Here is a 13,323-nt window from a genome sequence, read left to right as displayed (position 1 = left end):
ATCGGTGTGCTAGATTGCTGTCGCGACAGGCGTGCGACCCTGTTGCGGAGCACCTTGTCCAGCAGGATCGGTGCGGCGCACGCCGGACCGTCGATCCATGCCTTTGATGTTCCCCGAAACCGGGCGAGTGCCCCAGCCTCGCCGTCCTGTGCTCGTATCCCTGTCACGCGGTGCCTTCCGTGCGGTGTCGCTGCTGCTGATCTGCGCATGGAGCTTATTGCTTTTGGGATGGCTGATCCTGCACTGGGGGATTCTGCCGCACCTGTCCGACTGGCGCCCTGACCTCGAGCAGCGGCTCTCGCGCTCGCTGGGGCTGACCGTGCGCCTGGGCCAGCTCAGCGCCGGTTCCTCGCACTGGGTGCCCACCGTGCAGGCGCGTGACGTGGTGCTGCTCGATCCGCAAGGCCGCGAGGCCCTGCGCCTGCCGCGGGTGGACGCTGCGCTGTCGCTGCGCTCGCTGCTGAGCTGGTCGCTGCGCCTGTCCCAGGTCTATGTCGAGGGCGCGCGCCTGGACATCCGCCGCGATGCGCGGGGCCATGTCTACGTCGGCGGGCTGGACCTCAGCCAGCCCACCGGCGCCGACGACCACCGGGCCGCCGACTGGTTCTTCGCCCAGCCCGAGTTCGTGATCCGCGGCGGCCAGCTGCGCTGGTTAGACGAACAGCGCGGCGCTCCGCCGCTGAGCCTGGACGGCGTGGACCTGGTGATGCGCAACGGCCTGCGCCACCATGATCTGCGCCTGGACGCCACCCCGCCGGCCGAGTGGGGGCAGCGCTTCAGCCTGCGCGGGCGCTTCACCCAGCCGCTGCTGGCCCGCCCGGGCGACTGGCCGCGCTGGTCCGGCACGCTGTACGCCGACCTGCCGCATGCCGACGTGGACACGCTGCAGCGCTACGTCAGCCTGCCCTTCGAGCTCAAGGCCGGCAGCGGTGCGCTGCGGGCCTGGCTGGATGTGGAACGGGGTGACTGGCGCGGCGGGGCGGTGGATCTGGGTCTGGACGCGGTGCAACTGCGGCTGGACCGCACGCTCGAGCCCCTGTCGCTCAGCCGGCTGGAGGGGCGGCTGCAGGTGCAGCGCCAGCGCGACGGGGTGCGCATCAGCGCCCAGGGCCTGGGCTTCGTCACCGAGGATGGCCAGCGCTGGCCGGCCAGCCAGTTCACGCTGGGTTGGCGCCAGGCCCAGGTGATCGGCGCCTCCGGTGGCCCGTCCGCGCCCGAGGCTCCGGTGACGGGGGGCGAGTTCCGCGCCGACCGGCTGGACCTGGCCCTGATGGCCCACATCGCCGAGCGTCTGCCTTTGCCGGACGGGCTGCGCCAGGGCTTGGTCCACACCCGGCCGGAAGGCCAGGTCCAGGGCCTGGTGGCCAGCTGGAGCGGGCCGCTGGCCCGACCCGAGCACTACCGGGTGCAGGCCAAGGCCACCGGACTGTCCCTGCAGCCTGGCGAGGTGGATCCGGCCCACCCGGACGAGCCGGCCCGGCCGGGCTGGCGCGGCGCCGAGCTCACGCTGGACGCCAACGAATCCGGCGGCGAGGGCCAGCTCTCGGTGCATGACGGGGCGCTGAGCTTCCCGGGTGTCTTCGAGCAGCCCGAGGTGCCGATGGACCGGCTTTCGGCCAAGCTGGTCTGGCAGGTGCGGCCCCGTCCGGGTCAGGAGCCCGACATCGAGCTGCTGGTGCGCGAGGCCCGCTACGCCAACCCCGATCTGCAGGGCGAGCTGCAGGCCCGCTGGCACAGCGGAGCCCAGCCCGGGCAGGGCAGCGGCCGGCGCTTCCCGGGCTGGCTGGACATGACGGGCCGCATCAACCAGGTGGCCGCGCCCCAGGTGGTGCGCTACCTGCCCCTGGGCATCGGCCACGACGCGCGCGATTACGTGCGCCAGGCGGTGCTGGCCGGCGAGGTCCGCCAGCTGCAGTTCCGCACCCAGGGCGACCTCTGGGACTTCCCCTACCCGCGGGCCGGGACCGGCGAGTTCCGCATCGGCGCCCAGCTGCAGGGCGTGACCCTGGCCTATGTGCCACCTGCGCAGGCCGGGGCCACGCCCGAATGGCCGGCCTTCGAGCAGCTGCATGGCGAGCTGCTGTTCGACCGCGCCCGCATGCGCATCCGCAATGCCCAGGCGCGGCTGTACGGACTCACGCTGCAGGGCGTCAACGGCGAGATCGCCGACCTCCTCTCCCACCCGGTGCTCACCATTGCCGGCAATGTGCGCGGCCCCCTGGCCGACGGGCTGCGCTACGTGGCCAGCTCGCCGGTGGACCGCCTGACCGACGGCGCCCTGCGCCAGGCCAGCGGCACCGGCGCCATGGACCTGAAGCTGGCGCTCAACATCCCGCTCGAAGACACCGACAAGACCACCGTCAAGGGGCAACTGGCCCTGAGCGGCAACGATGTGCGCATGGCCCCCGACATGCCGCTGCTGGCCGGCACGCGGGCCCAGATCCAGTTCAGCGACCGCAGCTTCAGCCTGGCCAGCGGCAGCGCCCGCGTGCTGGGCGGCGAGACCAGCCTCTCGGGCAGCCTGCAGCCGGACGGCAGCCTGCGCTTCCAGAGCCAGGGCGTGGCCACGGCCGAGGGCCTGCGCCAGGCCCCGGAGTTCGGGCCGGTGTCCCGCCTGGCCCAGCGCCTGAGCGGGCAGACGCCCTACCAGCTGGACCTGACGGTGCGCCGGGGCCAGACCGAGATGCTGCTGACCAGCCCGCTCACCGGCCTGGCCAGCACCCTGCCGGCGCCGCTGGCCAAGACCGCCGAGGCCGCCCTGCCGCTGCGCTACCAGACGCGGTTGGCCGAGCCGGTGGCCGGCCAGCCCGAGCGCGACACCCTGCGCGTGGAGCTGGGCAACCTGGCGGTGGCCGAATACCAGCGCGATCTCTCGGGCGCGCAAGCCCAGGTGCTAAAGGGGGCGCTGGCCCTCGGGGCGCCGCTGCCCGCGGCCACCGCGGGCACGGTGCAGGCCGCGCTGCAGCTGGGCGACGTGGACGTGGATGCCTGGCACGCCCTGGGGGCCGACCTGGGCCTGGGCGGGGCGGGGGCGGGGGCCGGCAGCCGCCAGGGCTACCTGCCCACCGACCTGAGCCTCAAGGCCCATTCCCTGAGCCTGGACGGGCGTCGGCTGGACGCGGTGCAGGCCCAGGTCCAGCGCCGCGTGCAGGGCGATGGCGCGCACTGGCTGGCCGAACTGAACGCGCGCCAGATCCAGGGCCGGATCGACTACCGCCCGGCCACGGCCGGCGAGCCGGCCTCGGGCCGTCTGATGGCCCGGCTGGGGCGGCTGGTGGTGCCCGAGGCCGAGGTCGACCAGGTCGACAGCCTGCTTGACCAGGCCAGCGACGGCGTGCCCGCGCTGGACATCGTGGTGGACAACTTCGAGCTGAAGGGGCGCCAGCTGGGCAAGCTGGAGGTGCAGGCCAGCTACCGCGGCGAAGGGGGCCAGGACTGGCGCCTGTCGCGCCTGGCCATGACCGGCCCGGACGCACGGCTCACCGGCAGCGGACAGTGGGCGCCTGGCCCGCGCCGGCGCATGGCGCTGAACTTCAAGCTGGACGTGCAGGACGGTGGCAACCTGCTGGAGCACCTGGGCATGGGGCGGGTGGTCAAGGGGGCCAAGGGCCAGGTGACCGGCGAGCTGGCCTGGAACGGTTCGCCGCTCTCGCCCGACTGGGCCGGCATGACCGGCCACATGCAGCTGGCGCTGGAGTCCGGCCAGTTCCTCAAGGTCAACCCGGGCGCCGGCCGCCTGCTGGGCGTGCTGAGCCTGCAGGCCCTGCCGCGCCGCTTCCTGCTGGACTTCCGTGATGTGTTCGACGCCGGCTTCGCCTTCGACAACGTCAGTGCCGACGTGCTGCTGTCCGACGGCATCGCCAGCACCAACAACCTGCGCATCCGCGGTGTGCAGGCGGTGGTGCTGATGGACGGGCAGACCGACCTGCGTCACGAGACCCAGGACCTGCGCATGGTGGTGGTGCCCGAGATCAGCGCCGGCACCGCCTCGCTGGCCTATGCCGCGATCAACCCGGTCATCGGCCTGGGCGCCTTCCTGGCCCAGTACGTGCTGAGCAAGCCGCTGGCCGAGGCGGGCACGCGCGAGTTCCGCGTCGGCGGCAGCTGGGACGCCCCCACCTTGGTGCCGGTGCCACGCCAGGCCGATGCCTCACCGCTGCCCGAGCCGACCCTGCCCGCCTCCGGCGCCGCGTCCTCGCCCCGCACGCGCGGGGGCTGAGGGCTGGGCCGATGCGCCCGCGCGGGCCCCAGGCTATGCTCTCGGCATGAAGATCGCTGCCCTGCAAATGGTCTCCACGCCCGACGTGGAGCACAACCTGGCCACCGCCGCCCGCCTGGTGGGCGAGGCCGCCCATGCGGGCGTCCGCCTGGTGGCCCTGCCCGAGTACTTCTGCCTGATGGGCCGGCGCGACGAGGACAAGCTGGCCATCGCCGAGGCCGATGGCCAGGGGCCGATCCAGGACGCCCTGTCCGCCTTGGCGCGCCGCCACGGCCTGTGGCTGATCGGCGGCACCCTGCCCATCCGCGCCGCCACGCCGGGGCGGGTGCGCAACGCCTGCTGCGTCTGGGGGCCCGATGGCGCCCGCGTGGCCCGCTACGACAAGATCCACTTGTTCTCCTTCGACAACGGCCGCGAGGCCTATGACGAGGCACGGGTGCTGGAGGCCGGCGACACGCCGGTGGCCTTCGAGGCCGAGGGCCATCGCGTGGGCCTGTCGGTCTGCTACGACCTGCGTTTCCCGGAGCTGTACCGGGCCCTGATGACGCCCCCCTGCGACCTGCTGGTGGTGCCCGCTGCCTTCACCTACACCACCGGCCAGGCCCACTGGGAGCTGCTGCTGCGCGCCCGCGCGGTGGAAAACCAATGCCATGTGCTGGCCATCGGCCAGGGCGGGCTGCACGAGAACGGCCGCCGCACCTGGGGCCACAGCATGGTCATCGACCCCTGGGGCGAGGTGATGGCCCTGCAGCCGAGGGCGAAGGGGTGGTGGCGGGCGAGCTCTCGGTCCCCCGGCGCGACGCGGTGCGCACCCAGTTGCCGGCGCTGCGCCACCGCACGCTGGATTGCTGAGCGCCAGCTTCGGCGCTCAGGCCACCCGGCGCAGCCGCGTCGGGCCCGCCGCGGCGCGGCCCAGCGTGCCGCCGAACAGGTCCTTGGGGTCGTCCAGCGTGGGCACCAGGTCGATCTGGCGCACGCCGTTGCGCTGGGCCTGCAGCAGCGTGTGCAGCAGGCGCAGGGCGGAGAAGTCCTCCAGCGCGAAACCCACCGAGTCGAACAGCGTGACCTGATCGGGCCGCTCCCGCCCGGGCGCGCGGTGGCGCACCACATCGGCGAAGGCGGTCACCGGGTGGTCGGCCGGCAGCTGCTGGATCTCGCCCTCCAGCCGGGTCTGCGGCTCGTACTCGACGACGATCCTCAGGTCCGGCCGCAGCAGGATGTCGCGCGCCAGCTCGGTCTTGCCCGGGCAGTCGCCGCCCACCGCGTTCAGGTGCATGCCCGGGCGGATCATCTCGGGCGTCAGCACCACGGCCTGGCGCTTGTCGGCCGTCACCGTGGTCACGATGTCGGCGCCTTGCACCGCCTCGGCCGTGCTGGCGCAGACCTGCAGCTGCAGGTCGGCCAGGCCGGGCAGGGCGAGCAGGTTCTGCACCAGCTTGGCGGTGGCGCGCGGGTCGGTGTCGAAGAGGCGCAGTGCGCGCACGCCGGTCAGGCGGTGGAAGGCCAGGGCCTGGAACTCGCTCTGTGCGCCGTTGCCGATCAGGGCCATCACCCGGCTGTCCGGCCGCGCCAGGTGGCGGGCGGCCAGGGCCGACATGGCCGCGGTGCGCAGCGCGGTGGTCACTGTCAGCTCCGACAGCAGCAGCGGGTAGCCGGTGGACACCTCGGCCAGCACGCCGAAGGCGGTGACGGTCAGCAGGCCGGCCGCCGTGTTCTTGGGGTGGCCGTTGACGTACTTGAAGCCGTACAGCGCGCCATCGCTGGCGGGCATCAGTTCGATCACGCCCTGGGCCGAGTGGCTGGCCACGCGGGCCGATTTCTCGAACTGGTCCCAGCGCCGGTAGTCGTCTTCGATGGTGTCGGCCAGCTGGGCCAGGAAGTCGGCGGCGCCGATCTCGCGGACCAGTTGCTGGATGTCCGATACGCCGATGTAGTTCACCATGGGTGTTGTCTCCTGCCACCGATTCTGCGGAGGGCCGGCGCCAGAGTGAAGCCAGCACACTGGCGGATTGCCCGATGGTTCTGAGCGCATTGCCAGACTAGATTGGCGATGTGTTCAATCGACGGGGCCACGATGGACGACATTGACCGGGAACTGATCGCGCTGCTGCGGGCCAACGCCCGCACGCCGGTGGCGGCGCTGGCCAAAGCCCTGGGCGTGGCGCGCGGCACGGTGCAGAACCGCCTGGCCCGGCTGGAAGCGGCCGGCACCATCACCGGCTACACGGTGCGCCTGAAACCCCAGACCGACAGCCAGCGCATCGCCGCCTGGATGACCATCGCGGTGGAGGGCAACCGGGCCGACGCGGTGCTGCGCGCGCTGCGCGGCGACCCGGCGGTGGCCACCCTGCACACCACCAACGGCCGCTGGGACATGGTGGCCGAGCTGCGCGCCGACAGCCTGGAGGCCTTCGACCGGGTGCTGGGCCGCATCCGCCAGATCGAGGGCATCGCCCACACGGAAACCAGCCTGCTGCTGTCCACCCACAAGCTGTGACGGCGGCGGCCGGCCGGGTATAAGAACGGCCACACCCGCATCCCCTGTCGGAGCCGACCATGCAACGTCGCACCCTGCTGCTGTCTTCTGCCTCCACCTTTGGCCTGGCCGCAGCCGGCACCGCACCGGCCGCGGTGCCGGCGTTGGCGTCGGAGGGCCAGAGCCCGGCCACCGCCCTGGCGGCCCAGTTGGTGGCCGGGCGGCTGCGCAGCGAGGACCTGGTGCAGGACTGTCTGCAGCGCATCGAGGCCCTCGACCGCCAGGGGCCGCAGCTCAACAGCATCATCGAGCTCAACCCCGAGGCCCTGGACATCGCCCGCGCGCTGGACGCCGAGCGGGCCCGCAACACCCTGCACGGCCCGCTGCACGGCCTGCCGGTGCTGCTCAAGGACAACATCGCCACCGGCGACCGCATGAGCACCAGCGCTGGCTCGCTGGCGCTGGACGGCGTGCGGGCCGCGCGCGACGCCCACCTGGTCCAGCGCCTGCGCGAGGCCGGCGCCGTCATCCTGGGCAAGACCAACCTCAGCGAGTGGGCCAACATCCGCTCCACCCGGTCCACCAGTGGCTGGAGCGGCCGCGGCGGCCTGACCCGCAATCCCTATGCGCTGGACCGCAGCACCAGCGGCTCCAGCGCGGGCACCGGCGCGGCCATCGCGGCGGGCCTGGCGCCGCTGGGCGTGGGCACCGAGACGGACGGCTCCATCGTCTCGCCGGCCTCCATCTGCGGCCTGGTGGGGCTCAAGCCCACGGTGGGGCGCATCAGCCGCGACGGCATCATCCCCATCGCCCACAGCCAGGACACCGCCGGGCCCATGACCCGCAGCGTGGCCGATGCGGCCCTGCTCTACCTGGCCCTGTCCGGCCCCGACGCGCAGGACGCGGCCACCACCCAGGTCCCCCCGCCCCGGCCGGGCGAGGGCATGTTCCAGCGCCAGGCCCTGCGTGGGGCCCGCCTGGGCGTGGCGCGGGCCTTCTTCACCGGCTTCGACGAGGCCGATGCCCTGGTGGACAAGATGATCGCCCTGCTCAAGGCCCAGGGCGCCGAGGTGATCGACCCGGTGGACCTGCCGCAGCCCTCGCCGGCCTTCAATGACGCCGAGCTGGCCGTGATGCTCTACGAGCTCAAGCACGACCTGGCGCAGTGGCTGGCCACCTTCGCGCCACAGGCGCCGGTGAAGAACCTGGCCGACGTGATCGCCTTCAACGAGGCCCACCGCGACCGCGAGATGGCCTGGTTCGGCCAGGAGCTGTTCACCCAGGCCCAGGCCCTGGGCGGGCTGGACACACCAGCCTACCGCGAGGCCCTGGCCCTGTGCCGCCGGCAGTCGCGCGACGAAGGGCTGGACAAGGCGTTCCAGGCCCACCGGCTCGACGCCCTGGTGGCGCCCACCGGCGGCCTGGCCTGGCTGATCGACCCGATCGCCAGCGACCACTACGGGTCCAGCTTCTCCACCCTGCCGGCGGTGGCGGGCTACCCGCACCTGACGGTACCGGCCGGCCTGGTGCGCGGTCTGCCGCTGGGCCTGTCCTTCGTCGGGCCGGCCTGGAGCGAATGGAAGCTGCTCAGCCTGGGCCTGCATTTCGAGCAGGTCAGCCAGGCCCGTCAGGCGCCGGCCTTCACCCCGCGGACGGTGCCGCTGTGACCAGCCAGCGGGCCAGGCCGCTGAAGCTGGCAAAGGCCAGCAGCGTGCTGGCCAGGATGATGCGGGCCACGCGGGCGGTGTCCGCGCCGTAGCGCTCGGTCAGCAGGGCCACGTTGCTGGCGCTGGGCAGGGCGGCGGTCAGGGTCAGGGCCAGCAGGGCGGCGTCGCCCAGCGGCAGGCCGGCCGCCTGCAGGGCCCGGCCGCCGGCCCAGACCCCGGCCGGATGCAGCGCGAGCTTGAGCAGCACCTCCGGCAGCACCGGGCGGAAGGGCGCCACCACCCGGGCCAGCCGGTGCGGCCCCAGCGCCTGGCCATGGGCGCCGGTGTGCGGGGTGGCGCGCCAGAGCACCGCGCCGATGGTGAACAGCGCCACCGGGCTGGCCGCGTCGGCCAGCAGGTTGACGATGCCGGTCACTGGCGCGGGCAGCTGCAGGCCCAGCGCCCCGATCAGCGCCCCGAGGCCGATGGCCCAGGGCAGGGGGTTGGACAGGGCGCCGCGCAGCGAGCGCAGCACGGCGGCGCGGGCGTGGTCGCCATGGCCGCCCAGGGCCTGGGACAGCGCCACGCAGACCGAGCTGGTGACGATCATGTCGGCCAGCACGGTGCAGATGACCGGCCCGGCGGCGGCCGGCCCCAGCAGGGCCACCAGCAGGGGCACGCCCATGAAGCCGCTGTTCGGAAAGGCGGCCACCAGGGCGCCGAAGGCGGCGTCCGCGCCGGGCACGCCGCGCGCCCGGGCCCAGGCCACGCTCAGGCCGACCACCGCCAGGCCCACCACCAGGTACAGGCCCAGCAGCAGCGGGTCGAACAGCGTGGCCACCGGGGTGCGCCAGCCAAAGCGCAGCAGCAGGGCCGGCAGGGCGAAGTACAGCACGAAGCTGTTGAGCCCCGGCACCGCCTGGGCCGGCAGCAGCTGGCGGCGGGCGGCCCACCAGCCCAGCAGGATCAGGGCGAAGAAGGGCGTGGTGACGGAGAGGATGGCGCTCACGGCGGGGCAGGGGGCTGGCGCGCCAGTATCACCCGCTGCGTTCAAGCCCGTGACGCTCGGGGCTGGGGGCTTACCCGGGGCTCAGCCGCGGCAGCGTCACGCGCACCCGCAGGCCCGGACCCTGGCGCGCATCCAGCAGGGTCAGCTGGCCGCCATGCCGGCGGGCGATGTCGTGGGCGATGGCCAGGCCCAGGCCGCTGCCGGTGCCGCGGGCCTGGGTGCCGCGCTGGAAGCGCTGCAGGGCGGCGTCCCGCTCGGCCGGGGGAATGCCCGGACCGTCGTCTTCCACCTCCAGCCAGGCCCGGTTGCCTTCGCTGCCGGTGCGCACGGTGACCTGCGGGTGCTCACCGGCATAGCAGGCACAGTTGTGCAGCAGGTTTTCCAGCAGCTCGCGCAGCAGAAAGGCCTGACCGCGCACCGGCGCGGGCTGCAGCTCGAAATCCAGCTCGGGCTCCGAGGGGCCGCCCGGCAGGCGCGTCACCCAGTCCTGGGCCACCTGGGTGACCACGGCCCGCAGGTCCAGGGGCTGGGGGGATTGGACGGTCTCCGCCTCGGCGCGGGCCAGGGCCAGCATCTGGTGGGCCAGCCGGGCGCTGCGGTCCACCGCCCGCTGCAGGCGTTGCAGCAGGGGGGTGAGCTGGGGATCGTGGGGTTCCAGCAGCGCCAGGTCGATTTCGGTGCGCAGAGCCGTCAGCGGGGTGCGCAGCTGGTGGGCGGCGTTGGCCAGGAATTCCCGTTGGGTGGCGGCTGCCTGGCTCAGGCGGGTGAACAGGCGGTTGAAGGCCGCGATCAGCGGGCTGAGCTCGGCGGGCACGGCGGTGTCCAGCGGGTCCAGGCGGTCCAGGTCGCGGCGCTCCACTTCCTGGCCCAGGCGCTGCACCGGTTGCAGGCCTTGCCAGATGACGCCCCAGCCCGCCAGCATCAGCAGGACGCAGAGCATCAGCATCACCAGACCCGTGGCCATCAGCAGCTGGCGCTGCAGGCTGTCGCGCTTGTGCAGCGTCTCGGCCACGAAAATTTGGCACGCCGCTGGGCCGGTGCCGCAGCGGGCGCCGAGGTGGGCGAGCCGCACCGGCTCGCCGTCGAGCATGCGGGTTGAGAAGTGCCAGCCGCCGGCGTCCAGCGGCGCATCGGCCCGGGCCAGGGCGCGCAGCGAGGCATCGCCCTGCAGTGGCTGGTCGCCCGGCGCCAGCGCGAGATAGAACACGCGGTCCTGGCGATCGAAGCGCAGGGCCTGGTCGGTGGCCGGGGAGACGTCCATGAACAGCCGGCCGTCCTGGACGTGGATCAGGGGCACCAGCGACAGGGCGGTGTCCCCCAGGGATTCGTCCAGCCAGTCCATGGCCGTGCCGTGCAGCAGGCGGTACAGGCCCAGTCCCAGCAAGGGGGTGATGGCCAGCACCGGCACCACCAGCCACAGCGCCAGACGCCACTTCAGACTGCGCGGCGGCCGGGCCGCCGACGTCACGGAAGGGCCTCTTCCAGCAGGTAACCCAGGCCGCGCAAGGTGCGCAGGCGCAGCCCGGCCGGCTCGATCTTGGCCCGCAGGCGGGAGATGCAGACCTCGATGGCGTTGTCGGACACGCCCTGTTCCCAGCCGACGCTGGCCTGGGCCAGTTGGTCCTTGGCCACCACCTTGTCGGCGCGGGCCAGCAGAAAGCCCAGCACTTCCCATTCGCGGGCGGACAGGGACAGCGGCGCATCGCCGATGTAGGCCCGGCGGGCCTCCAGGTCCATGCGCAGGGTGCCCAGTTGCAGGCCGTTGCCCAGGCGGGTGCGGCTGCGGCGCACCAGGGCGCGGGCGCGGGCGATCAGCTCATTGAGCGAGAAGGGCTTGACCAGGTAGTCGTCCCCACCGCTCTCCAGACCACGCACCCGGTCCTCGATGGCGTCCCGCGCGGTCAGGAACAGCACCGGCAGCTGGCTGCCCTGGGCCCGCACCCGGCGCAGGGTTTCGAAGCCGTCGATGCCCGCCAGGCCGATGTCCAGGATCAGCAGATCGTAGGGGTCCTGGGCGATCGACAGGGGCACGGGCTCACCACGGGCGGAGCAGTCGACCTCCCAGCCCTGCGTGCGCAGGGCACGGGCGGTGGACTCGGCCAGCCATTCGTCGTCTTCGACCAGGAGAATTCGCATGGGCGCCAGCATAGCGGGAGCGTCGCTCAAACCCAGGGTCCTAGCTTGCGGCAAGCTGTCCTCCTCGGGGGGTCAATGCATCAGCGCGTCTGCGCCGGCCATGGCCAGCCGGTGGTCGGGCAGGTCGCTGGCCAGGTCTTCCGGATCCAGGTCCAGATGGGTGATCAAGGCTTCCTGGGTCTGCCGCAGGCCCTCGGCGGGGTCGATGTCCAGTGCGCGGTGGTCGGCGATCACGCTGGCCAGGCGCAGCACCGCGCCCAGGCGCGAGAAGGGTCGCGAGCCCAGCGGGTCCACCGCGGCGCCGAAAGCGGTGATCAGCACGGTCGGAAAGCGCCAGTGGCGGGCCAGCTCGGCGGTGATCTCGGGGTGGGCGCAGCCCAGGATGCCGGACTCGAAGTCGATGCGGCTGTCGGGGGCCAGCGCGTGGCGGCTGACCTCGGCGGCGCCGGCCGGGTCCACCATGGCCATCAGGATCTGGCCGGTGCGCAGCATCAGGCCACCCAGGTAGGCCACTGCGGGGTCCACGTCCAGCCGGGGGGCGATGGCCTGGGCATAGCTGGCCACGGCCAGGGTGCCGCGCCAGAAGGCCAGGCGGTCGAAACCCTCCAGATGGGGAAAGGCCCCCATCACGCTGACCGACAGGGTCAGCTCGCGCAGGGCCCGCAGGCCCAGCAGCGCGGCGGCGTCGTGCAGGTTGTCCACCTCGCGGCGCGGGGCGGTGTGGGCCGAGTTGGCGTAGCGCAGCACCCGGGCGGCCAGGGCCTGGTCGCGACCGATCAGGCCGGAGAGTTCGCCCAGGGAGAGATCTTCCCGGCCGAAGGTGTCCATCAGCTGGCAGGCCACCTCGGGCATGGCCGGCAGCGAGGTGGCCTTCTTGACGTAGGGATCGGTGAGCGACACGGGAACTCCGGCGGATGGAACGGGCGATGTCGCATCATCGTCGGACGTCCCCTTTCCGTGAGCCTTGAAAACCGCGCCCATCGCCCCTGTTTTCCGCGGCCATGCCCCGGGTGTGACTTCTGTCGCGCCGGACGGCCCTCAGCCGGCGGCCTGGCCGACCAGGCCCTCGCGGGTGGATTCGCGCACCCGTGCGCCCATCCAGATTTTCATCAGCATGCGGAAGAAGGGCTCGCCCGCCATCGTCTCGCCGATGTGCTGGCCGTTGAGCGTCATCTCGGTGAGGTTGTTCGCCGGCGTGTAGTCCAGGGTCACGAAGTCACCCTTCATCAGCTTGCTGCGGTTGCTGAAGGCCGAACCGAACTGGGCGATCTGGATGAAATTGCCGGCGATCTCGTCCGAGGTGGCGTTCTTGCGCAGCCGGTCGATGAAGGTGTTGGAGAGGTCCTTGGCCGAGATGTCGCGCAGGCTGTAGAAGCACAGGCGCTTGGGGCCGGGCTCGGCCAGTGCGCCCTCCACCGTGCTGTGCTTGCGCTGCAGGTACAGGGCCACCACCGTGGTGCGCACGGAAAGGATGAAGGACACCGCCGCTCCGTTGAGCAGCAGCGGCTTGCCGCCCAAGGGGAAGGTGGGGTCGAACTTGAAACCCTCGACCTCCACGGGGGCGCCCGCCGGGGCTGCGCCCTGGCTCTGGGCCCAGGCGGGCAGCCCCGCCGAGGCGGACAACATCAGCAGCAGCGCGTCACGGCGGGAGGTGGGCATGGGGCAATGGCAGGGGAAAGTGAGAGATCTGGACACAAGGCTGTGGCAAGTTGCCGACAAAACAGGGCTTTTCTCGAAGACATGCCTGCTTCGCTCACGGTAATGTGAGCAACTTGCCGTGAACTGTACAGAAGCGCCCACATGTCCTTGTCCCTGTTTCCCGTGTCTGTGGTCTGCG

9 protein-coding genes and 1 pseudogene are annotated in these 13,323 nt (G+C 72.6%); 4 read left to right on the top strand and 6 right to left on the bottom strand.

Going from position 1 to position 13,323, the window contains the following annotated elements; all coding sequences use genetic code 11:
- Positions 1-97: 97 nt before the first annotated feature.
- Both I73_RS25075 and I73_RS31205 read left to right on the top strand, forming a co-directional pair.
- Positions 98-4,219 carry a YhdP family protein gene (locus I73_RS25075; protein WP_083876473.1) on the top strand — a complete coding sequence of 1,374 codons (4,122 nt, stop codon included), beginning with the start codon at positions 98-100 and terminating at the stop codon, positions 4,217-4,219.
- Positions 4,220-4,265: 46 nt separating this feature from the next.
- A pseudogene (locus I73_RS31205) lies at positions 4,266-5,071 on the top strand (carbon-nitrogen hydrolase family protein).
- A gap of 16 nt (positions 5,072-5,087) precedes the next feature.
- Here the strand turns inward: I73_RS31205 and I73_RS00180 are convergent.
- Positions 5,088-6,161, bottom strand: a complete 1,074-nt coding sequence (locus I73_RS00180; protein WP_022978771.1) for an ornithine cyclodeaminase — start codon at positions 6,159-6,161, stop codon at positions 5,088-5,090.
- Between the two features lie 132 nt (positions 6,162-6,293).
- On the opposite strand from I73_RS00180, the gene I73_RS00175 reads away from it, so the two are divergent.
- Together I73_RS00175 and I73_RS00170 are read left to right on the top strand one after the other, a co-directional pair.
- Positions 6,294-6,716, top strand: a complete 423-nt coding sequence (locus tag I73_RS00175; RefSeq protein ID WP_022978770.1) for an Lrp/AsnC family transcriptional regulator — start codon at positions 6,294-6,296, stop codon at positions 6,714-6,716.
- 59 nt (positions 6,717-6,775) lie between these two features.
- Positions 6,776-8,362, top strand: a complete 1,587-nt coding sequence (locus I73_RS00170) for an amidase (protein WP_022978769.1) — start codon at positions 6,776-6,778, stop codon at positions 8,360-8,362.
- Here the strand turns inward: I73_RS00170 and I73_RS25070 are convergent.
- From I73_RS25070 to I73_RS30565, 5 genes are all read right to left on the bottom strand, one after another.
- Positions 8,337-9,350: an AEC family transporter gene (locus I73_RS25070; RefSeq protein ID WP_022978768.1), complete on the bottom strand. Its 1,014-nt coding sequence runs from the start codon at positions 9,348-9,350 to the stop codon at positions 8,337-8,339. The genes I73_RS00170 and I73_RS25070 overlap by 26 nt on opposite strands.
- Before the next feature lie 70 nt (positions 9,351-9,420).
- Complete coding sequence (locus I73_RS00160) at positions 9,421-10,818, bottom strand: sensor histidine kinase (protein WP_022978767.1); 1,398 nt, start codon at positions 10,816-10,818, stop codon at positions 9,421-9,423.
- Positions 10,815-11,486, bottom strand: a complete 672-nt coding sequence (locus I73_RS00155; protein ID WP_026096126.1) for a response regulator transcription factor — start codon at positions 11,484-11,486, stop codon at positions 10,815-10,817. The genes I73_RS00160 and I73_RS00155 overlap by 4 nt, the downstream gene beginning before the upstream one ends.
- 72 nt (positions 11,487-11,558) lie before the next feature.
- On the bottom strand, positions 11,559-12,386 hold the full coding sequence (locus I73_RS00150) for an HDOD domain-containing protein (protein ID WP_022978765.1): 828 nt from the start codon (positions 12,384-12,386) through the stop codon (positions 11,559-11,561).
- Positions 12,387-12,524: 138 nt separating this feature from the next.
- Complete coding sequence (locus I73_RS30565) at positions 12,525-13,145, bottom strand: chalcone isomerase family protein (RefSeq protein ID WP_022978764.1); 621 nt, start codon at positions 13,143-13,145, stop codon at positions 12,525-12,527.
- Positions 13,146-13,323: the final 178 nt, after the last annotated feature.

It is taken from the genome of Ideonella sp. B508-1, from assembly GCF_000333615.1.
In the GTDB taxonomy this organism is placed as follows: Bacteria; Pseudomonadota; Gammaproteobacteria; order Burkholderiales; family Burkholderiaceae_C; genus Ideonella.
The sequence above is the reverse complement of the archived record's forward strand: the minus strand, read 5'-3'. Positions and strand labels throughout refer to the sequence as shown.

Excerpts from the sequence above, each read along its gene's own strand:
- I73_RS00175 (WP_022978770.1), top strand. The coding sequence starts at position 6,294 with ATGGACGACATTGACCGGGAACTGATCGCGCTGCTGCGGGCCAACGCC.
- I73_RS00170 (WP_022978769.1), top strand. The coding sequence starts at position 6,776 with ATGCAACGTCGCACCCTGCTGCTGTCTTCTGCCTCCACCTTTGGCCTG.
- I73_RS25075 (WP_083876473.1), top strand. The coding sequence starts at position 98 with ATGCCTTTGATGTTCCCCGAAACCGGGCGAGTGCCCCAGCCTCGCCGT.
- I73_RS30565 (WP_022978764.1), bottom strand. The coding sequence starts at position 13,145 with ATGCCCACCTCCCGCCGTGACGCGCTGCTGCTGATGTTGTCCGCCTCG.
- I73_RS00155 (WP_026096126.1), bottom strand. The coding sequence starts at position 11,486 with ATGCGAATTCTCCTGGTCGAAGACGACGAATGGCTGGCCGAGTCCACC.
- I73_RS00180 (WP_022978771.1), bottom strand. The coding sequence starts at position 6,161 with ATGGTGAACTACATCGGCGTATCGGACATCCAGCAACTGGTCCGCGAG.